Source organism: Sutcliffiella tianshenii (genome assembly GCF_016908565.1).
GTDB lineage: Bacteria > Bacillota > Bacilli > Bacillales > Bacillaceae_I > Sutcliffiella_A > Sutcliffiella_A tianshenii.
Window position 1 is genome coordinate 478,529 of the sequence record NZ_JAFBED010000002.1, and the last position, 19,403, is coordinate 497,931.

At 43.7% G+C, this 19,403-nt stretch carries 23 protein-coding genes; 4 read left to right on the forward strand and 19 right to left on the reverse strand.

From position 1 onward, the window contains the following. Positions 1-74 precede the first annotated feature (74 nt). The 14 genes from JOC95_RS05890 to JOC95_RS05955 all read right to left on the reverse strand — a co-directional run bounded on the left by JOC95_RS05890 (position 75) and on the right by JOC95_RS05955 (position 11,843). Positions 75-1,283 carry a 3-oxoadipyl-CoA thiolase gene (locus JOC95_RS05890; RefSeq protein ID WP_204414356.1) on the reverse strand — a complete coding sequence of 403 codons (1,209 nt, stop codon included), beginning with the start codon at positions 1,281-1,283 and terminating at the stop codon, positions 75-77. Between the two features lie 16 nt (positions 1,284-1,299). Continuing rightward, positions 1,300-2,154: a 3-hydroxyacyl-CoA dehydrogenase gene (locus JOC95_RS05895; protein ID WP_204414358.1), complete on the reverse strand. Its 855-nt coding sequence runs from the start codon at positions 2,152-2,154 to the stop codon at positions 1,300-1,302. Positions 2,155-2,231: 77 nt separating this feature from the next. Continuing rightward, positions 2,232-3,749 carry an aldehyde dehydrogenase family protein gene (locus JOC95_RS05900; RefSeq protein ID WP_204414360.1) on the reverse strand — a complete coding sequence of 506 codons (1,518 nt, stop codon included), beginning with the start codon at positions 3,747-3,749 and terminating at the stop codon, positions 2,232-2,234. 26 nt (positions 3,750-3,775) lie between these two features. Next, positions 3,776-4,549 carry an enoyl-CoA hydratase-related protein gene (locus tag JOC95_RS05905; RefSeq protein WP_204414362.1) on the reverse strand — a complete coding sequence of 258 codons (774 nt, stop codon included), beginning with the start codon at positions 4,547-4,549 and terminating at the stop codon, positions 3,776-3,778. A gap of 11 nt (positions 4,550-4,560) precedes the next feature. Further along, complete coding sequence (locus JOC95_RS05910; RefSeq protein WP_204414364.1) at positions 4,561-5,340, reverse strand: enoyl-CoA hydratase/isomerase family protein; 780 nt, start codon at positions 5,338-5,340, stop codon at positions 4,561-4,563. Continuing rightward, positions 5,333-5,641 carry an EthD family reductase gene (locus JOC95_RS05915; protein ID WP_204414365.1) on the reverse strand — a complete coding sequence of 103 codons (309 nt, stop codon included), beginning with the start codon at positions 5,639-5,641 and terminating at the stop codon, positions 5,333-5,335. The genes JOC95_RS05910 and JOC95_RS05915 overlap by 8 nt, the downstream gene beginning before the upstream one ends. Before the next feature lie 75 nt (positions 5,642-5,716). Next, complete coding sequence (gene paaD, locus JOC95_RS05920; protein ID WP_204414366.1) at positions 5,717-6,208, reverse strand: 1,2-phenylacetyl-CoA epoxidase subunit PaaD; 492 nt, start codon at positions 6,206-6,208, stop codon at positions 5,717-5,719. 75 nt (positions 6,209-6,283) lie between these two features. After that, positions 6,284-7,108 (reverse strand): 1,2-phenylacetyl-CoA epoxidase subunit PaaC, encoded by an 825-nt coding sequence (paaC, locus tag JOC95_RS05925; RefSeq protein ID WP_204414367.1) that lies wholly within the window; start codon positions 7,106-7,108, stop codon positions 6,284-6,286. Beyond that, on the reverse strand, positions 7,105-7,452 hold the full coding sequence (gene paaB, locus JOC95_RS05930; protein ID WP_204414368.1) for a 1,2-phenylacetyl-CoA epoxidase subunit PaaB: 348 nt from the start codon (positions 7,450-7,452) through the stop codon (positions 7,105-7,107). Before paaB ends, paaC begins: the two co-directional genes overlap by 4 nt. Positions 7,453-7,467: 15 nt before the next feature. Then, positions 7,468-8,436: a 1,2-phenylacetyl-CoA epoxidase subunit PaaA gene (paaA, locus tag JOC95_RS05935; protein WP_204414369.1), complete on the reverse strand. Its 969-nt coding sequence runs from the start codon at positions 8,434-8,436 to the stop codon at positions 7,468-7,470. An 87-nt stretch (positions 8,437-8,523) separates the two neighbouring features. Beyond that, complete coding sequence (locus JOC95_RS05940) at positions 8,524-9,843, reverse strand: phenylacetate--CoA ligase family protein (protein WP_204414370.1); 1,320 nt, start codon at positions 9,841-9,843, stop codon at positions 8,524-8,526. A 211-nt stretch (positions 9,844-10,054) separates the two neighbouring features. Then, positions 10,055-10,720, reverse strand: coding sequence for a bacillithiol biosynthesis deacetylase BshB2 (gene bshB2, locus JOC95_RS05945; protein WP_204414372.1), 666 nt, complete (start codon positions 10,718-10,720; stop codon positions 10,055-10,057). Between the two features lie 37 nt (positions 10,721-10,757). Beyond that, positions 10,758-11,099: a YojF family protein gene (locus JOC95_RS05950; protein WP_204414373.1), complete on the reverse strand. Its 342-nt coding sequence runs from the start codon at positions 11,097-11,099 to the stop codon at positions 10,758-10,760. A gap of 141 nt (positions 11,100-11,240) precedes the next feature. Then, on the reverse strand, positions 11,241-11,843 hold the full coding sequence (locus JOC95_RS05955; protein WP_204414374.1) for an alpha/beta hydrolase: 603 nt from the start codon (positions 11,841-11,843) through the stop codon (positions 11,241-11,243). Between the two features lie 156 nt (positions 11,844-11,999). Here JOC95_RS05955 and JOC95_RS05960 point away from each other — a divergent pair, with 156 nt between their 5' ends. Continuing rightward, complete coding sequence (locus JOC95_RS05960; protein ID WP_204414375.1) at positions 12,000-12,509, forward strand: Hsp20/alpha crystallin family protein; 510 nt, start codon at positions 12,000-12,002, stop codon at positions 12,507-12,509. 37 nt (positions 12,510-12,546) lie between these two features. On the opposite strand, the gene JOC95_RS05965 is transcribed toward JOC95_RS05960, so the two are convergent. Continuing rightward, complete coding sequence (locus JOC95_RS05965; protein ID WP_204414376.1) at positions 12,547-13,659, reverse strand: hypothetical protein; 1,113 nt, start codon at positions 13,657-13,659, stop codon at positions 12,547-12,549. A 126-nt stretch (positions 13,660-13,785) separates the two neighbouring features. Here JOC95_RS05965 and JOC95_RS05970 point away from each other — a divergent pair, with 126 nt between their 5' ends. Then, entirely contained in the window at positions 13,786-14,517 is a 732-nt protein-coding gene (locus JOC95_RS05970; protein ID WP_204414377.1) for a ZIP family metal transporter, read from the forward strand. Positions 14,518-14,551: 34 nt separating this feature from the next. On the opposite strand, the gene JOC95_RS05975 is transcribed toward JOC95_RS05970, so the two are convergent. The 3 genes from JOC95_RS05975 to deoD form a co-directional block, all read right to left on the reverse strand. Further along, positions 14,552-15,415 (reverse strand): M15 family metallopeptidase, encoded by an 864-nt coding sequence (locus JOC95_RS05975; protein WP_204414378.1) that lies wholly within the window; start codon positions 15,413-15,415, stop codon positions 14,552-14,554. Between the two features lie 173 nt (positions 15,416-15,588). Beyond that, a complete protein-coding gene (locus JOC95_RS05980) occupies positions 15,589-15,996 on the reverse strand; it encodes a secondary thiamine-phosphate synthase enzyme YjbQ (protein ID WP_204414379.1) in 408 nt (135 codons plus the stop codon). A 59-nt stretch (positions 15,997-16,055) separates the two neighbouring features. After that, entirely contained in the window at positions 16,056-16,760 is a 705-nt protein-coding gene (deoD, locus tag JOC95_RS05985) for a purine-nucleoside phosphorylase (protein ID WP_204414380.1), read from the reverse strand. Between the two features lie 355 nt (positions 16,761-17,115). Here deoD and JOC95_RS05990 point away from each other — a divergent pair, with 355 nt between their 5' ends. Beyond that, positions 17,116-17,259: a hypothetical protein gene (locus JOC95_RS05990; protein ID WP_187442333.1), complete on the forward strand. Its 144-nt coding sequence runs from the start codon at positions 17,116-17,118 to the stop codon at positions 17,257-17,259. 55 nt (positions 17,260-17,314) lie between these two features. On the opposite strand, the gene JOC95_RS05995 is transcribed toward JOC95_RS05990, so the two are convergent. Continuing rightward, on the reverse strand, positions 17,315-17,629 hold the full coding sequence (locus JOC95_RS05995) for a YodL domain-containing protein (protein WP_204414382.1): 315 nt from the start codon (positions 17,627-17,629) through the stop codon (positions 17,315-17,317). A 211-nt stretch (positions 17,630-17,840) separates the two neighbouring features. On the opposite strand from JOC95_RS05995, the gene JOC95_RS06000 reads away from it, so the two are divergent. Further along, positions 17,841-18,956, forward strand: a complete 1,116-nt coding sequence (locus tag JOC95_RS06000; protein WP_204414384.1) for a DUF2515 family protein — start codon at positions 17,841-17,843, stop codon at positions 18,954-18,956. The last annotated feature ends 447 nt before the right edge of the window (positions 18,957-19,403 follow it).

Sequence of the window (19,403 nt, forward strand, 5' to 3'; positions counted from 1 at the left end):
ATCGTATTACAATAGTTTCATTTTATCAAAGTAACGCGTCATAGGAAATACGAAAAATCATAGAGAGGCATGCTCTATGATTTTTCAATGCGTTCCACTATTGTTGCGATTCCCTGCCCGACGCCGACACACATGGTGGCAAGGCCAAACTTTACTTCCCTTTTATTCATTTCATGGACAAGGGTGGTCAAAATTCTTGCACCGCTTGCACCGAGAGGATGACCGAAGGCGATCGCCCCGCCGTTCACGTTCACTTTTTGTTCGTCCAGTTCAAGTTGACGGATGCATTCCAGGGATTGGGACGCGAAGGCTTCATTCAATTCAACCAGATCCAGATCATCCTTTGTAAGTCCTGCGCGCTGCAACGCTTTTCTTGTCGCATGGATCGGACCGATTCCCATGATGCTTGGGGAAAGTCCTGCGACGGCTGATGTGACATATCTTGCTAGTGGTGTTAGATTAAACTCCGCGGCCTTCTCTGCACTCATCAATAAAAGAGCTGAGGCCCCATCGTTTACTCCAGAAGCGTTACCTGCTGTTACAGTACCACCTTCAAAAAGTGGACGAAGCATAACGAGCTTCTCCAAAGTTGTTTCAGGACGTGGATGTTCATCGGTGCTAACGACTGTTTCGTTGCCCTTTCTATCGATGATCGTTACTGGTACAAGCTCTTCCGCAAAACGGTTTGATTTCATGGCCTTGTCTGCTTTTTGCTGGCTTTCATAAGCAAACCTGTCCTGATCCTCGCGGGAGATGCTGAATTCCGTCGCAACATTCTCCGCTGTCTGAGGCATGGAGTCCACTCCATACATCTTTTCTAAGTTTTTGTTGATAAAGCGCCAGCCTATTGTCGTATCGAGAAGCTCCATATTTCCACGGGGAAAATCAGTATCCGGTTTTTTCATGACAAACGGAGCCCGTGTCATGCTTTCAGTGCCTCCTGCGATATAAATATCCCCTTCGCCTGCCATGATTGCCCGTGCAGCATAATTGACTGCGTCAAGGCCGGACCCGCAAAGGCGGTTGATGGTCGTACCTGCTACCTCAACCGGAAGACCCGCCAATAAAGCGGACATCCTTGCCACGTTGCGGTTGTCCTCTCCTGCCTGATTGGCATTTCCGAATACGACCTCTTCAATCTGCCCGGCAGGAATATTAGGATTTCTGTCCATCAGTGCTTTAATGACAATAGCACCGAGGTCATCCGGGCGGACAGATTTTAACGCTCCTTTGTATCTGCCGATCGGGGTCCTGCACGCATCCACAATTACTACTTCTTTCATCCTGTCACCCTCCCTTTTAGTCGTTCTTTTGATAGTCATAGACGCCTTTTCCGCTTTTTCTCCCAAGACGGCCGGCTTTCACATACTTTTCCAATAGAGGTGCAGGCCTGTATTTTTCCCCAAGCTTCTCATGAAGGTATTTCAGATTGTTCAATCGTGTATCCAGACCAACTAGATCGCCAAGTTCAAAAGGTCCCATCGGATAATTGAGGCCAAGTTTGATTGCTTTGTCGATTTCCTCTGGAGTACCGACTCCTTCCTGCAGCATATAAAAGGCTTCATTTCCCACCAAGGCACTGATCCTGCTTGTGACAAAACCAGGAAATTCATTGACAACAACCGTTTCCTTACCCATTTTTTCCGCAACGGAACGGATAGCCTCTGCTGTATCATCGCTAGTTTCCAAACCTCGGACAATTTCAACGAGCTTCATTTTATGTACTGGATTAAAAAAGTGCATCGCAATCACTTTTTCAGGTCGATTTGTAAAACTGCCGATTTCTGTCGGACTCATGGTGGAGGTATTGGATGCAAACAGACAGTGTGATGGTGCATGCCGGTCAATCCGTTCAAATACAGATTTTTTGATTTCCATATTCTCTGGTACCGCCTCAATGATCAAATCGGCTTCCTTCACAACATCCTCTAGATGAACTGAATAGGATAGCCTTTCATTGATGGAGTCGGCATCGGAATTTGTCAGCTTGCCCCGTTCCATTCCCTTTTCGATGATCTGCTGGATTTCTTTCTTCGCTCCCATTAATTGCTCTTCTTTAACATCAACTAGCGTGGTTGAAAAACCTCCAAGCGCGCTTGTATAGGCAATTCCTCTACCCATCACTCCAGAACCGATAACAATTATATTTTCCATAGAAGCTGCCTCCCTTTTCTAAAGTGTCACTTTAAAAAAGCAAAGGGGACGCGCCCCTTTGCTTCCTTTTTATAAACTTACACTCCAAACGGATTCAGAGGACGGTTCCCGAAGTAGGAGATGATGCTCTTCGTTTCTGTGTAAAGGTCCAGGGTTTCAATGCATAGCTCGCGACCGAAACCGGATTGCTTGTAGCCGCCGAATGGTGTTCCAGGAAAAGCGGAGAACGGGCAGTTTACCATGACGATTCCTGCCTGGATCTGCTTGGAGACCCTTGTTGCACGTCCATGATCTTTTGTCCAGATGGCAGACCCAAGACCATATTCACTGTCATTCGCAAGCTTGATTGCTTCTTTTTCATCACTGAATGGCATTACCACTACGACAGGGCCAAAGATCTCTTCTTTGACAACCTTCATGTCATGATTGACACCGGTAATGATGGTTGGTTCGTACCAATAACCATTTTCAAAGCCTTCCACTTTGGCAACTTTTCCACCTAGTACGATATTGGCCCCTTCTTCTTTCGCTGACTGGACATACCCGTCAATGACATCAAGCTGGCCTTTGTTGATCACAGCCCCAATATGTGTTTCTTTGGCAAATGGATCGCCAAGTGTCAGCTTTTTCGCTTTTTCCACGAACTTCTCCATGAACGTATCATATATATTCTCGTGTACATACAGTCGGGAACGGGCTTCGCAAGATTGTCCTGTGTTGTAGAAGATACCGAATAGGGATCCATCCACTGCCGCATCGATGTCTGCATCTTCAAATACTAGATTCGGAGATTTTCCGCCAAGCTCCAATGTAACGCGCTTCAGGGTTTGGGATGCCTTTTCCATGATATCCTTACCAATTGGCGTGGAGCCTGTGAATGCCACTTTATCCACCTTTGGATGCTCAACCAGGTAGTTTCCTACTTCCGATCCAGCACCAGGGATGATGTTTACGACACCCTCCGGAACCCCTGCTTCGATGCAAATCTCACCGAGTACGATTGCAGTAAGTGGAGTCAGTGTGGCAGGCTTGACCACTACGGAACAACCAACTGCAATAGCAGGTGCAATCTTCCATGCAGCCATCATTAATGGATAATTCCATGGTATGATTTGCGCACATACTCCAACCGGTTCTTTTTCAGTGATGTTCTGGAATTGGCCTGGAACATTGTTGACGGACCCTCTATGACCGACTATCGCCCCTGCGTAGAATTCGAAATCCTCGATCGCCTGCATCACTTGACCTTGTGCAGCAGAAAGAGATTTTCCTGAATCCAGAATCTCCAATTCTACCAATTCGTTAAAACGGGAGCGCATGATGCTAGCAATTTTATTCAATGTTCTGGCACGCTTGTTTAGCGGGAATAGCTTCCATTTCCCTTTGTCGAAAGCGTTCCTTGCAGCTTCCACCGCTTTCTCTGCATCCTCTTTGGAAGCTTTTGCGATTGTTGCGATCGCTTCACCTGTTGCAGGATTATAGGTCGTAAAAGTTTCTCCTGAGGAGCTATCCACTCTTTGACCGCCGATAATCAATTGATACGAGTCACGCTTCATTTCCAGTTGTTCCAGCTTTGCATCTTTTACAGTTGCCATATTTGCTCATCCCCTTATTTGATCTATTAGTTTCCTTTGAATACAGGTTTTCTTTTTTCAACAAAGGATGTTACGCCTTCTTTATGATCGTTTGTCAGGCCGGCTATTCTTTGACTGTACGCCTCATGCTCGAGATACTCATCAAAATTCATGCTCCAGCTTGCTTGAAGGGAACGTTTAATCAAACCGATAGCCTGTGTAGGCATGCAAGCCAGACGCTCGGCAAATGCCTTCACTTCTTCTTCCCATTTTTCCTGTTCTATGACTCTTGTAGCCAGTCCCAGCTCTTTCGCATCCTCAGCTCTAATCTTCTCCCCTAAAACGGCGAGCTCGAGTGCCTTCGCATTCCCGATTAGTTTAGGAAGGAAATAGAGATTACCAGAGTCAGGAACCAAACCGACATGTATAAATGCCTGGACAAAACTTGCCTTGTCACTTAGCAATCGGAAATCACAAGCCAGTGCCAGGCTGAAGCCAGCTCCGGCTGCCACTCCGTTTACTGCTGCGATGACCGGCTTTTCACAACGTGCAAGCTCCTTCATCATCGGACCATATCTCTTTCGCAGTACTTCACCATGGTCCATGTTCTCATCTACTTCGGCGAGATCCTGACCTGAGGAAAAAGCTCTCCCTTCACCTGTGATGACAATCGAACGTACCATTGGATCAGTACTGGACTGTTTGATTGCCTTCTGGATCTCCCTGTTCATCTGTTCTGTAAACGCATTCAATTTATCGGGTCGGTTCAGCCTGATCCAGGCTACCTGGTTCTCTATCGTGTATGTGATTGTCTCAAACATGACTGGCCTCCTCATTCTCCCTCAAAGTTTGGCCTTCTTTTTTCCTGAAAAGCTCTCATGCCCTCTTTTTGATCCTTGGATGCGAAAAGCAGATAAAAGTTCTTCCGTTCATATTGCATTCCTTCATACACGGAATAGTCCACCGCTTTCAGGACGGACTCCTTGATCAGGCGTAGGGATAGCGGAGCCTGCTTTGCTATTTTATTGGCAAATTTCAAGGTTTCCTCCTGCAATAGCTCTTTTGCAACAATCCGGTTGATGACCCCATAGTGCAGCGCTTCCTTCGCATTCATCCTGTCACCTGTCAACAGCCACTCCATCGCTTTTGATTTACCCATCAGTTTGGTGAGCCTTTGTGTTCCGCCGGCACCGGGCATCACGCCAAGGCTGATTTCCGGGAAACCGAATTCTGCATCATGGGCGGCAAACAGAATGTCACAGCATAGCGCCAGTTCAAACCCTCCACCAAGTGCAAAGCCTTGGACAGCCCCGATGATCGGCTTTTTCACCCATGCAAGCCGGTCCCACTCGGTAAACTGATTTAAAAGCTCAAGTTCGATTGCGCCCGCTTCTGCCATTTCATCAATGTCGGCACCTGCTGCAAAGGCCCTGCCATGCCCGCAAAGCACAATGACTTTTACTTCATCATTGCGGTCAAACTCCTCGATGATGGATACGATTTCCGATACCATCGGACGATTGATCGCATTCAGTACTTTAGGGCGATTTAAAGCGACGATCCCAATCGAACCCTCAACCGAGACATCAATAAAGCTGAATCTGTTATTCATTCACTTCTTCACCGATCATCAGAGTGACCAGATCACCAGCAAATTTCATTAAATCCTTCCCGGATGCTTTCGCCTCATCCGTTCTCATCGCCTGCTTCAATGCATCATGGCTATCGTAGTACATTTCACACATTAAATAGTATTTGCCTTCTCCACCCATCGGGCTTCCAACCACTTTTGTCACTTCCATCTTGCGAAGTCCAGGGATTTTCTGTGTGATAGGTCCGTGTGTTTCGAAATAGTGCTGATCGAATGCCTCTTTGTTATCAGGGTGCTTGTAAAGCGCGATTAATTTTACCATTTAATTTCTCTCCTTTTAATATGTAGTAAGCCTATTAGAGATTATCTCTACTAAGCTTCTTTCCATTGTTTAACATTACATCATGGTTGATATTGGCTTCATGGCTTCGAAAGGATTTTTGCAACCTTTGCAATAAAGGATGCTCCTGCAGGCAGTGGGACCAAAAATATTGTCAATTGTGGTGTAGGTGGACCCGCAATACGGACAATCCACATGCCATTCCCCGTCCTTATCCAATTTTGGCGGCGGGGCGATGCCGAACTCCTTTAATTTCTCCCTGCCCTCTTCCGAGATACGGTCGGAGGTCCAAGGCGGCTCGTAGATGAATACTACTTCAATATGTTCAAAAATTGCTAGATTGCCAATCTCTTTTTCTATGTTTTTTTTGATGATATCCAATGCCGGGCACCCCATGAAGGTGGGTAGCATGTTGATTGTTACATTCCGCTCATCAAGAATGATATCTTCCACCATCCCCAATTCGACCACACTGACTGAATCAATTTCAGGATCCTTTACTGACTGAAGTTGTTCCCATACTCTCTTAAGCTTTATATTGTCTGTCATAAACGACTCATTCCTTTTATTTGAGTAAAAGGGCTCCCTCAATAGTGTATGTGCCTCATCACTTCTCATGACCTTTTACCAGACTGCCGCTGGATTACTGTTATATACTTCACCTAGAGTTAGAATGGCATCTTCAAGATCCTTTGTATGCTCACCTTTTCTCCCATCCCCATTTTTCATGCCAAGCTTGTTTTCAAAGGGTGGAAAATCCACCTTTTCGAAAATATCCGTCATGGTCTGGATGAAGCGCTGCCGCAGCATCTCTTCCCCTTCCATAAGGCCGAATTGGGAAATCAGGGCGGCATCCGGTCCAAGCGACAGTACCCCGCCGAAATCGGCAAGAACTTTATCCACTGCAGCCATCATTCTTGATTTAGCATCCCCATTGGCCTGACAGAGCTGGGTAAACCAGGTTCTCCAATGAAGGAGATGATAGTAAAGCTCCATGTTCACCTTGATGGCAACATGCTTCAAAGGCTCATAGGTGGAGTTTTTAAGCGATTCCATCTTCAGTTTCTTCGCTTGAGTATAGAAAAAGTGCCTGACCACGGCAAAAGCCCAGTCATATTTCGGTTCCTTCAAATAGTTACCAGGCCCGTTCACCAATTCCAGAACAACGGCATTGACCCGGTCTTTAGCATTGCGGGCATGTGCCAGGGCATCCATGTCCCCTTCACCCAGATCCTCAAGTAATCGATAGAACATGGCCGCATGCCCCATCGTATCCTGATTAATAGAAGAAAACGCGACATCCTCTTCTATATGCGGAGCAAGGCCTAGCCATTCAGAACCTCGGAAGGCGATGATAAAATCATCATCGGCCAGCTGATACAACAGCTCTGTCAAAGCCTTGTGGTACGCTTTATCCTTTTTTGCTTCCTCTACTGATGCGATATTCATTGTTTCAGCTTCCCTCCCCAGGACATGATCTCTTTCTCATCCAGCATTTCCTGTTCATAATGGCGCCATTTCTTTTTAAGATACCCATACCCCTTTGTATTCCGGTAATCTTTGTTGTCGATCCTTTGCAATGACTCCCGCTCTTCCTGGGTCATCTTTCTCATTGCCGACCTTTTTACCACCCAGATATCCACCACCGGTTCGCGCCGCATGAAATTTTCCTGTGCCATGACAAGCGCCAGCTCCTCATTTGGTGCAAGAAGGCTGAATTGGTACTGCATCGGTGAGGTGTGCGACCTCTTTGAAAACACTTCAAATTCCTGATAAAATCCTTTGCCGCTCAAAGCTTCTCCTCCTTCCTAGCCTGCATTGGTCTCAGCACTCAACGCCTCACGGACCCATGCATTGTTTTCATGCGAAATGACACGAAGACGCAAGCGATCCTTGGATTTTGGTCCGTTATTCTTGATGATTTCCTTGAATTTGCTCCAATCCGGCTGCTGGTAGACCCACTTTTGCTCTTCTTCACTGTAATGCATCGTCTTATCCGGGATTGTCAGTCCAAGGGATAATACCCGCGGTATATATTTTGTGAAAAAATCCTGACGTAGTTCTTCATTGCTCTTTGTCCTGATTTTGTATTTAGTCGTGATATCCTGTTTCGATGTTCCTGTTGTAGAGGCATCAGCCGGTCCAAAGAACATGAGAAGGGCCTCCCACCAACGGTCTATGGAATCTTGGATCATTGCCCGCTGTTCATCAGTTCCTTCCGCAAGTGCCATGATGATCGCTTCTCCGTGCTGAGCATGGAACACTTCCTCTGCGCATATTCGCTTCAAGGCACGTGCATACGGACCGTAGGAAGCATCGAGCATATTTGTCTGGGAGATAATCGCTGCACCGTCAACCAGCCATCCGATCAGTCCGGCATCCCCCCATGTAGGGGCCTCCATATGGAAGACATTATGAAACTTCAAATCTCCCGAAAATAGATCCTGCATAATTTCTTCACGTGTCTTTCCGTAAGGCTCCATAAGGTCCTCTGCCACCCTAAGCAGTAGCTGTCCATGCCCCATCTCGTCCTGTACCTTTGCCATGATGCCGAGCTTCCTTTTCAGGGTAGGTGCTTTCGGGACCCACTCCTTTTCTGGAAGCGCTCCCATTATTTCGCTGATTGCATGCATACTGATCAGCTTGATCAAGGTTTTCCTGTATTCTTCCGGCATCCAGTCGTCTGCCTCTATCTTTTCACCATTCTCGATCCGATTCATGAAGTGCTGGTGCTTTTCCTCTTCTGTAAAGCGGTCAAACGAAAGTGAATGGGTCATGATCGCCGCCTCCTATTTCTATAACGTTTATTTAACGAAATTATAATATAATGTTATACATTTATCAACTCTGAAAGTTCTGAATTTTTATTTCGCACTTACTCTATTGTCTATCAATCTTACAGCCTTCCCTTCGGACCTCGGTATCGTTCCCGGTGGCACCACTTCGGCATGTACGGAAACATAGCATCCCGTTTTCATGACTTCCTCGATCTTCCGTGAAAGAAAAATGAAATTCGCCTTATTTTCATGATCATCCAGACTGTCATAGTTCGTCTGTTTGATCTCCACCCGTACTTTCAGACAGTCGAGATTATTCTCCTTTGAAAGCAAAAGCTGATAATGTGGTGACAGTTCCGGAATGGTTAGGAGGTGATGCTCAATTTCAGAAGGAAATACATTTACACCACGGATGATCAGCATGTCGTCCACCCTTCCCTTTACCCGCGACATCTTGAGGGTCGTTCGTCCGCACTCACATCTTTCTTTTTTGATGGATGCAATATCCCCTGTGCGGTATCGAATGATAGGAAGTGCCTCTTTCGTCAGACTTGTAAAAACAAGCTCGCCTTCTTCGCCCATAGGAAGCACTTTAAGTGAAACTGGATCAATGATTTCCGTATAGAAATGGTCTTCTGCAATATGAAGGCCATCCTGTGCCTCATGGCATTCCATCGCCACACCGGGTCCGATCACTTCGCTTAGTCCATAAATGTCACAGGCTTTTATGTTCCATTTACTCTCAAGGGTGATTCTCATTTCCTCTGACCAGGGTTCTGCCCCAAAAATGCCATATTTCAGGGAGGTCTCAGCAGGATTTTTCCCGAGCTGCTCCATTTTTTCTGCAATAGCAAGCAGATAGGACGGAGTGCCGCAGATGACAGAAGGCTTGAAGTCCTCGATCAACTGAATCTGCCTTTGGGTATTTCCACCGGAAACTGGTACCGTCATCATACCTAGACGCTCGCTTCCATAATGAAGTCCAAGTCCTCCTGTAAAGAGTCCATATCCATATGCGTTATGGAGAAGTTCTCCTTTTTCCCCGCCCCCGATCGCTATGCTCCTCGCTACTATGTCACTCCACATATCAATATCCCTTTGTGTGTAAGCAACAACAGTAGGCTTGCCGCTCGTCCCTGAAGAGGCATGGAGCCTGACAATATCATTTCTGGGAACTGCAAAAAGACCGAAAGGATAGTTATCCCTGAGATCTTTCTTTGTTGTGAATGGAAGATGTTGAATGTCTTGGAGGGAAGAGATCTTGTCAGGCGATATCATCAGTTCATTAAATTTCTTTTGATAAAACTGGACATTCCTGTATACATGATCCAGGGTTTTCTTTAATCGTTCCAGCTGCAGTTCAGCCATGGTACTACCATCAGCTGTTTCTATTTCATGGAGAATCATCGTACCACCCGCCTTGTTATTCTAGCAAAAAATTAGTATAACGAAATAATACCGTCATGAAAGTTTATGTAATATATTATGTTCAACATAAAAATAACGTTCAACTATTCAAATGTCAATATATTTTCAGAATATTTGATAGATTCGAAGCCAAAGAAAAAAGCCGCTGAGGCACACATCATGCCCAGCAGCTTCTAATCTTCATCAGTTTCTAATCTTCATAGGTCCAGAAAGTTTCACGGTACAGCCAATCCTCTATTTCAGGGGAATTTTCCTTTAACTGCTTTTCCATCAGTTCCACCCAACCGCTTGTTTGGGACTTATGTGCTTTGATGGCCTTCAGCTTGTCTTCCGCAACATCCCTTATATCAATCGTAATATCAGGGGGGCCAATCAGATCAACGCTGTTTTTCAGTATGGCTTTTCCATAGATGACCGGTCTTTCTTCTTTTGGCATGCGTGAAACTGCAAGTGCAGCAGCATTGCTCATCGCATCATGATCCGGATGCACACCATGCATTGGATAAAAGGTTAAAAGCAAGGACGGTTTCACTTCCTCCAACACTTTTCCTATGATGTCCGCCAAATAGTTCTCATCTTCAAACTCGAGCGTCTTATCATGTAATCCCAGCATCCTTAGATCCTGGATGCCCATTACCTTACATGCATCCACAAGCTCTTTCTTTCTTACTTCCGGCAGCGTTTCCCTGTTGGCAAATAGCGGATTCCCTAAATTTCTCCCCATTTGTCCAAGTGTGCCGCAAAGGTAGGTGACGGGAACGCCACTTTGAGTGAATTGCTTTATTGTACCGGATGAGCTGAAAGCCTCATCGTCAGGATGTGGAAATACTACCAGTACGTGCTTTTCTGCTTGCATATCAAATCTCTCCTTTTTCACGAGAGGTACGTTCTTTTTAGAAAGGCTCTCTGCTTAACTGAAGTGCCACTGCCAATTTACCTTCGGGATTCAATCCGGCTAACAGTAGGCGGTTCTTCTCATCTATTTCATAATGGGTCACACCTTCTGCATACACCCAACCATGTTCCAACTTCAATCCTACTCTGTACGGATTGATTCCGATTATTTTTCCCCGTTCAAACCTTATGCTGACATTCCGGATGAATGCACCAACAGGCAACCCGGTATTGTGATGTCCTGCATAAGCACCATTCGTCGTCTCGAGGTGCAGAAACACATCTGCATTTGCCAGCTTATCCAATTCGGTTTGTACAAGCGTCTGATCTATAAGCTTCATAATATCCTCCAACACCTTTTTCTTCCTGAAAGTTAATTCCTATATACAGTGTATAATAAGATACTCCCAATTGCGAAATGGTTTGCTTCTAAATGATAAAAAAAGAATGACCCTGTACTATCAGTCATTCCTAATTTTTCCTTACTTAAGTTGGTCATACCATTTCTTTGAAGCTGCCACTTCGGAATGTGTGAGCTGGTGGCCTTGATATTCCCAGTGGACTTCTACCTGAGCGTGTGCACCGGTAAGCAAGCTGGATAATTCTTCTGTTTCGGATGCAGGGCAAATCGGATCATTTTTTCCTGCTCCGATGAACACAGGTGTAGAACTGAGGTCAGGAAAGGCGACACCTCTTCTAGGCACCATCGGATGGTAAAGAATGGCACCTTTCAGGCTATTCTCAAAGTGGAAAAGAAGACTTCCCGCGATATTCGCTCCATTGGAATAACCGACAGCCATTACTTGTTGGCGGTCGAATCCGTATGTTCCGGCTGCCTCGTCAAGGAACTGATGAAGCTCTTTTGTTCGAAAAATAAGATCCTGTTCATCAAAAACCCCTTCCGCCAGCCGTTTAAAGAAGCGGGGCATTCCATTTTCGGATACATTCCCCCTGACACTCAGGACTGATGCATCAGGGTCAATCAATTCTGCTACAGGCAAAAGATCGTTTTCTGTTCCACCTGTTCCATGCAAAAGTAACAATACCTTATCTGACCCCTTCTTGAAAATATGTTTTAACGTCATAAGCCGTTTCCTCCTTATTATCAAGCATGATAGCTTAATATCTTGAATTCGAGATAATATCAGTATAATGAAATCTATTTGTTCCGTCAAGGAAACACGTTATTAACCCCTCCCCCACATGAAGAATAAAATATATAAAAAAGCAAAGGAGCTATCATGATGTTTCCATGGAACAAAATGTTTCCTTTCCCTAAAGAATATATGAAAGAGGATATCTTCAAGCAATCGGATGTGGAGAAACTGATGAAAAAAGCCATGGGAGGGCATTTACCCCCTAACCCGGGAAAACTGATGCAATCTCATGATTTTTTTGAGCAATCGTTTGATCTCTTGAATCGTGTCCAAGAGAAAAAGAAGCAGAAGAAAAAACCGAACTTCCAATCTGATGTATTTGAAACACATGAGGATGTAATCGTTCGATTTCCCCTTGCTTCAGAGGAAAAGCTTGGTGAACTGGTTATTTACCACGATGCTTCCACCTGCTATCTGGAAAACGTCCCGAACAGTGGTAATAAGCAGGAGATAAAACTCCCATGCATGGTGAAGTCATCAGGCTCTATTGCCAAATACAAAAACGGCATTTTGGAGATAAGAATTCCAAAAGAAACGAACAATGCCAAGACAAAGGTCCCGATAGAAATTATCAAGCCTTCAAAAAAGAAATAGAGGTTTAGCCAATAGCCTCCTCTATTTCTCCCAATGCCTATAACTGTTCCAGCAGCTTTTCCAAATCGACTGTCCAGGGCTCTTCGATCGTCGGACGATAAAGGGCAAAGGTTACCGATTTATTGGTTGTACCACTTTTTCGATGTACCTGAAGCTTCACTGTGATGGGATACGTCAGCTTGGTACTCCCATCCTCTTTAGGAAGATCGGACAACCTTTTGATCAATTCAATCTCTTCCAATTCTTCTAAATGCTCATCCAACAGAATGCGGTTTCTATCATCAAGGATTGGGGATAGGATGAACCAGTCATGCTGGTGGATGGAAAGCACCGTCGCATCTACTATTTCCTGTGGTGAGAGCTTCTGTGTATGGTCCAGCCATTCACCAGAAGCTTTTTTTATCATGATGGAATGGGCATGGTCCATTTTCCTGGACTTATGGGTTATGCTGTCCTGAAAGTGGATACAGAAATGCCCTGGAAACCCGTTTTTCAATGCACCTTGTCCGTGGGGCATTCCATGCATGGAACCTGCAAATTGACCAGTTTCGGATAGGACAAGGATTGCTCTCCTGTCCCAGCTCCAGGTACCACGATAGATCTTTTTCATGATTTTCGTATCGTCGTGTGTCAATGGCTGCACATCTGCATGATATGATCCTGCTCTTCGTTGGACTTCAAAAGACAATCCAGTATCAAGATCAAGTACCTTAAAGACACTGTATCTAGGCAGAAGTTGATTGGCATCTTTCCAGGTAATCAGTTCCCCATAATGGTTCTTATGCAGCTTCTTCATATCCTTCGAAAGTCGCTTTTTATTTTCTTCCTTTAAGGGTAAAAGTATTTTATTGGCAGTTCTATCGTAAACGTTAAGCTGGTGATCTATGGCGTAAGCCACATTTTCATTTATCCTTATGAATGTGTCAGTCGGGGGTATTGGATATGAAATTTCTTTCCATTTTCCCTTCTGAACATTCTTCCTTATCTGCTTCGGTAATGGCATGGCTGTTGAATAACCTGATTCTAAGGATGTTTGGATTACATATTCCCATGTATCCTTCTGTCCAATGGCTGCAACGGAGGAACCATACCAATTCAAACCGATCAGTACAGCAACTAGTATAAATAACGAGCAAAGAATCCTCTTCACTACCGGAAACCTCCTGAATTATAATGAATACCTTTGTTATTTTGTCATAGATAGAAAAAAGTATGTTCTATTTTTTTTCGTACACATTAGTAATAGGAACTTTTTAAGAAAAAAGGTGAGACACTGATGGTTCAGGCATTGTTTTGGGGAGCAATTGCAGGGCTTTCTCTCATATTGGGAGCAATTGTAGGTTTATTTGTACCTTTACCGAGAAAATTGACCGGGTTCATTATGGCATTCGGGACAGGAGTACTAATTGGCGCAGCAGCGTTTGAACTATTGGGTGAAATTGAAGTGGCCTCAGGCTATAGTTATGTTATATTTGGATTTCTTATCGGAGCGATCCTTTTTACTGCAGCAGAACTACTGATAAGTAAAAAAGGCGGTAAAGAACGCAAACGGTCCAAAGAGAAGGAGAGCGATCATTCTGGCTTGGCCATTTTTATCGGTTCCATCATTGATGCAATACCGGAGTCGATCATAATCGGTGTGAGTATCCTGAAGGATCATACGGTAAGCTGGGTAATTGTGTTGGCAATTTTCATCAGTAATTTTCCCGAAGCCCTTTCAAGCTCTGTCGGATTAAAAAAGGACGGATATACTACCAGGAAAATACTATTTATGTGGATTATTGTTTTCGGCTTAACCTCCTTAAGCTCTTTTATGGGTTATGTCGCATTCAAAGAACTGGGCGGGGAGTATATGTATCTTGTCAGCGGCTTGGCTGCGGGAGGCATCATTGCAATGGTTGCCTCCACAATGATGCCGGAAGCCTTTGAAGAAGGCGGTCCAATAGTAGGACTTCTATCAGCACTCGGACTACTCTGTTCGTATATATTATCCAGCGGAATCATTTAAAAACCCCGCGAAAAATATCGCGGGGTCATTTGTCTTATTGTTTAATGGCTCTATCAAAAAATTCTTCAAGAGTAATATCATGCTTATGGATATACTCTGCTACCTCTTTCCCGACATAACGCAGGTGCCAGGGCTCATATTGGTAGCCTGTTACGACTTCTTTTCCTTTCGGATAACGGATGATGAAGCCGTGTTTATAAGCATTTTGCTTCACCCATTGGCCTTCAGGTGTTTCACCGAATTCCTCAGTCAGATCAAGTGCATTCGACCTGCTGGATATGTCCATGGTCAGACCCGTCTGGTGCTCACTATGTCCAGGGATTGCGGAGAAGGTATTCGTTTTTTCCTCTCCCCATTTTTTCACATAGCTATTATAAACGCCATATTGCGTTTCATAGGAACGGTATCCGGAAACAGCAAAAAGTTCGACGTTTTCACTTGTTGCAGCTGCGAACAAGTCCTCTAATGCCCGTGCTGCTTCTTCCCTCAAGTATTTCTTCTCATAATCGCCTTCAAATGAAAACGCAACATTTGGGATGGTCAAATCTGCAGGCACGTAGTCGGCGGGCAACGCTTGGTTTTTGTTGACGACTAGCAGGATGTTATCTGTATTTTCGATGACTTTTTCCTGGTTCAGTACAGTAAAGTACTCTTCATCGAGTGCATACTCATTTTCATTTATCGGAGGGGCTTCAGGTTCCTTTTCAGGTTCTCCCTGGACACCTTCCGTTTCATCTGGTGATTTATCCTTTTCAGCCGGTACCTCTTCAGATACGTTTGCATTGTTTTCTTCTCCGCTGAATTTCTCCCAGAATTTCCAGTCTATATCCTTGATTTGTTGGGAGCATCCACTTAGTAAAGAGACACTCACAAAAGCCGCAACAATTTTTAATTTCATGATGATCTCACCTTTTTAAAGTTGTTTATTTCTATATTTAATACAATTATGTTTATAAAAAAAATAAAATGCCTCACTTTTTTAGCGAAGCATACTTAAGTATTCTACCATTAAATTTTATTATCGTAAAAAGATTTACTATAGAAATATATTACTTTTCATCAAGATACGACTTACGGCCTATTCATGAAGAATTTCAAGTGGACAGTCCTTGTTCTGGGACCATCAAACTCACAAAAGAAAATGCCCTGCCATGTACCGAGTAAAAGCTCGCCATTTTCAATGATGATCTGTTGCGAACTCCCGACCGTAATCGCTTTTAAATGAGCTGCGGTATTTCCTTCCATATGCATATACTTTGGATGGTCCCAAGGATATACTTCATCTAATCTCATTTGCACATCTGATACGACATCGGGATCTGCATTTTCGTTTATCGTAATTCCTGCGGTAGTGTGTGGACAATACACAAGTACACTGCCATCCACTATTGACGATTTTTCAAGCTCTTTTTGCACCTGTTCGGTTATGTCCTGCCATTCATCCCTGGCACTTGTCGTAATGTTTAATTTACACAGCATACAAAATTTCCTCCCTTAAAAAATATAGCCCTTGATTCAATCAAGGGCTATCTCATCCATTATTTTTTGATTACTGCTTCGAGTGCCACTTCCATCATGTCACTGAATGTGGATTGACGCTCCTCGGAAGTTGTCTCTTCACCTGTAAGGATGTGGTCACTTACAGTGAGTACTGATAGTGCATTTCTTCCATACTTAGCAGCAAGTGTATAGAGGGCAGCGGATTCCATTTCGATAGCAAGGATGCCATATTTCGCCCATTTCTCAAGGTCACCATTATCATTGTAGAACATATCTGCAGTAAAGACATTACCGACTTTCAGGTTCAGGCCTTTTTCTACACCTACATCATAAGCTTTTTTAAGTAAGTCGAAGTTGGCAGTAGGAGCATAGTCCACACCGCCGAATGTCAAACGGTTCATCTGGGAATCAGTAGATGCACTCATTGCAAGAATGACATCACGGACCTTAACGTCCTTTTGAATCGCGCCGCACGTACCAACCCGAATGAGATTTTGAACATTATATTCATTCATCAATTCGTTGATGTAGATGCTAATGGAAGGTACCCCCATCCCAGTACCCTGTACGGAAATGCGTTCCCCTTTATAAGTTCCAGTAAAACCAAGCATACCTCTTACTTCATTATAACAAACTGCATCTTCCAAAAAGGTTTCCGCAATATATTTTGCCCGTAACGGATCTCCAGGCAAAAGGATCGTTTCTGCAATTTCACCTTGTTTTGCTCCAATATGTACACTCATCGTGTTACCTCCTAAATACATCGATCAAAAGTTCATTTATTATTTTCAGCCACTGTGGGTGCGTTTACATCCAAAGAGTGACAAACAATACTATACCATATCTTTCCCCTGTTTCAAAAGAATCTCTCCATCAGATATGAATTCATTATAGGGTTTCGGCAAAATATAAAAAGGAATTAAAAACACGTACTGAAAGGAGATCCTTATGAAAAAGAAACTTCGTCAGGCTGTGGAGCATGCCAATGCAACGAACACAACAAAAAAGAAAACAGCGGAACCTCACACTTCCAAAAGAGACAAATTGCAAAGCTGATCCAGTTTTTATAAATATATAGAAATTACAGGAGGTTTAACAATGGGAAAAAAACATCGTAATCGTATCAATGGACAGAAGAAAAACAATCACATCTCTCCTGATGCGATCGAGGCAGAGCATACTGCACATAAAAAAGAACACTCTCCAAAAGGTCGTAAAAACGGCCCTGGAAACCACCTATAATCTTTACACAGGATAAGGCAGTCAACGATGACTGCCTTATCCTGCGTATCCTATATCATCTTACCTGTATCCTGTTTATTTTTTTCCAACCGCCAAATTCCAGCCGATAATAGCTGATCCCGAATGTTCCTTCATCAATCATGATAATATCACCAGTTGCAATGAATCTGCCTTCATAATCTGCAGGAATGGAGTCTGTGACATTGAACTTCCGGTACACCTTGCTGATTAATTCTTGGTGATTATTAGCCTCCATGGTCAATCGGAATACTGGAGCATATCCTTTCGTTTCCCCATATTTCGGTGTTTGCATAATGGTGACATCGTATTCCCCGGAACCAATTTTCATCATTCTTTTTATAGCCAACATCCTACTTCACCCCTCAGCCATTTTTATACTATATTAATTAGAAACTCACCTTGTCGAATCCTTCATCAAAAAAAAGAAAGTTTTGTCGAACCGAGCCGAGAAGTAAGAAGTTTTGTGTGAATTTGATACAGTCAAGTTCACCACCCTGTAAAGATGTGAATGAACGTGCATCATTTTCATTTCCATTAATACAATAAATCGAGGTGGTGGGATGCTTTTCGGTTGGCTCAAAAACAAATCGCAGAAGAAATTAATGGAAAACAGTGATAAAATACTTACTTTGCATGAAAAAACTATTCTCCTGCAAGAGTGGCAAGTACCTCCTTCCCTTTCTCCCCTAAATGAAAACGACCTTAAACTTCTTGATGAAATTAAAAGCCGGACACTCCAATCAAATCGGAACAACATCACTCGTACGCAAGCCTATTTGGACATATACCTGAATCACCCTGAACTTCATTGGGCATTTCTTGCACATATGGTTTCACGGAATGCAGGATGGAACATGACCGACCTAAAAAGACACAGCTTGTCAGGATTGATGGGCTTTGACAGCAGTTCCATCTTTTTTGGTTTTTTGGAAAAAGGCAATCACCTTATTTTCCAGGATGCCTTTCCTCAGCTATCTCTATATGCTGAAGGCAAAAGACAAAACCAGGACTTCTCTCACCTTTTGGGGCATATCGGCGTTTCCTCCTTTATGTTACCCTTTTGGAGACTTTTCCTTAAAGACGGCGGGAAGAATTCCAGACTTCTGACGGTTTCCCTTATTATCAATGAACAAAGTCTTTTGCAAAAGCATGTCATGAATAACCCATACTATCAGGAGAAAGTGCTAAATTCGCTGAAATTTCAGTTGCAGGAAAAACTGGGTTTTACACAGATTCTTTTTCCTTACAAACACAGGAACCTGATCGAGATTACCGGTGGTACAGTCGCTAATTTTGCAAGCCTCCCGTCAAGGATTGAGTTTGGGAAAGAACTCTATATGCGCTTATTCTCGGACCCTGAGGTACTGCAAGGTGCAGTTGCTTTTGGTAAAGATAATTTCCATACAGGGTCGCGATCAGATTACATGCCAAAAGTATTTTCAACGGATGCTGACAGTTTGAAGGTGTACAGTCCCCATCTTGAAAATGCTTGGCCGACCCACCTGCACAAATCCACTAAAAAACTCGAGGACTGGTTTTCCTTTGATAAGGCCAATGAGCTGCCAGGCTTGTTCACTTTATCAGGCCAAAAAGATATCCCGAATATGAAAGAGGAACATCTGCTCAACATCATGCAACTTTCAAGCCTCGGTGAAATCCATAAATTGATGACTTAAAATATAGCTTTGTTAAATTAAATTGTTGATAAATCTACTTGAAAAGGTCTTCATCCGGGTTATGAAGACCTTTTTTCGAAATAATGGCGGCGTATTAGTCTTCATCTGGCTTATGAAGACCTTTTCTCTGAACAACGGCCGGCATTTTGGTCTTCATCTGGCTTATGAAGACCTTTTCTCTGAACAACGGCCGGCGTTTTGGTCTTCATCTGGCTTATGAAGACCTTTTCTCTGTATAACGCTCGGCATTTTGGTCTTCATCTAGCTTATGAAGACCTTTCCTCTAACCAACGGTCGGCATTTTGGTCTTCATCTGGCTTATGAAGACCTTTTCTCTAACCAACGGTCGGCATTTTGGTCTTCATCTGGCTTATGAAGACCTTTTCTCTATACAACGGTCGGCATTTTGATCTTCATTTGGCTTATAAAAACAATCTATCCCCATCC

Coding starts and splice junctions, on each gene's coding strand:
- JOC95_RS05970 (WP_204414377.1), top strand. CDS start 13,786: ATGGTTCAGGCATTGTTTTGGGGAGCAATTGCAGGGCTTTCTCTCATA.
- JOC95_RS05960 (WP_204414375.1), top strand. CDS start 12,000: ATGATGTTTCCATGGAACAAAATGTTTCCTTTCCCTAAAGAATATATG.
- paaD (WP_204414366.1), bottom strand. CDS start 6,208: ATGACAGACAATATAAAGCTTAAGAGAGTATGGGAACAACTTCAGTCA.
- JOC95_RS05900 (WP_204414360.1), bottom strand. CDS start 3,749: ATGGCAACTGTAAAAGATGCAAAGCTGGAACAACTGGAAATGAAGCGT.
- JOC95_RS05955 (WP_204414374.1), bottom strand. CDS start 11,843: ATGACGTTAAAACATATTTTCAAGAAGGGGTCAGATAAGGTATTGTTA.
- paaA (WP_204414369.1), bottom strand. CDS start 8,436: ATGACCCATTCACTTTCGTTTGACCGCTTTACAGAAGAGGAAAAGCAC.
- bshB2 (WP_204414372.1), bottom strand. CDS start 10,720: ATGCAAGCAGAAAAGCACGTACTGGTAGTATTTCCACATCCTGACGAT.
- JOC95_RS05975 (WP_204414378.1), bottom strand. CDS start 15,415: ATGAAATTAAAAATTGTTGCGGCTTTTGTGAGTGTCTCTTTACTAAGT.
- JOC95_RS05905 (WP_204414362.1), bottom strand. CDS start 4,549: ATGTTTGAGACAATCACATACACGATAGAGAACCAGGTAGCCTGGATC.
- JOC95_RS05980 (WP_204414379.1), bottom strand. CDS start 15,996: ATGCTGTGTAAATTAAACATTACGACAAGTGCCAGGGATGAATGGCAG.
- JOC95_RS05995 (WP_204414382.1), bottom strand. CDS start 17,629: ATGTTGGCTATAAAAAGAATGATGAAAATTGGTTCCGGGGAATACGAT.
- paaC (WP_204414367.1), bottom strand. CDS start 7,108: ATGAATATCGCATCAGTAGAGGAAGCAAAAAAGGATAAAGCGTACCAC.
- JOC95_RS05990 (WP_187442333.1), top strand. CDS start 17,116: ATGGGAAAAAAACATCGTAATCGTATCAATGGACAGAAGAAAAACAAT.
- JOC95_RS06000 (WP_204414384.1), top strand. CDS start 17,841: ATGCTTTTCGGTTGGCTCAAAAACAAATCGCAGAAGAAATTAATGGAA.
- JOC95_RS05890 (WP_204414356.1), bottom strand. CDS start 1,283: ATGAAAGAAGTAGTAATTGTGGATGCGTGCAGGACCCCGATCGGCAGA.
- JOC95_RS05940 (WP_204414370.1), bottom strand. CDS start 9,843: ATGATTCTCCATGAAATAGAAACAGCTGATGGTAGTACCATGGCTGAA.
- JOC95_RS05915 (WP_204414365.1), bottom strand. CDS start 5,641: ATGGTAAAATTAATCGCGCTTTACAAGCACCCTGATAACAAAGAGGCA.
- deoD (WP_204414380.1), bottom strand. CDS start 16,760: ATGAGTGTACATATTGGAGCAAAACAAGGTGAAATTGCAGAAACGATC.
- JOC95_RS05950 (WP_204414373.1), bottom strand. CDS start 11,099: ATGAAGCTTATAGATCAGACGCTTGTACAAACCGAATTGGATAAGCTG.
- JOC95_RS05910 (WP_204414364.1), bottom strand. CDS start 5,340: ATGAATAACAGATTCAGCTTTATTGATGTCTCGGTTGAGGGTTCGATT.
- JOC95_RS05895 (WP_204414358.1), bottom strand. CDS start 2,154: ATGGAAAATATAATTGTTATCGGTTCTGGAGTGATGGGTAGAGGAATT.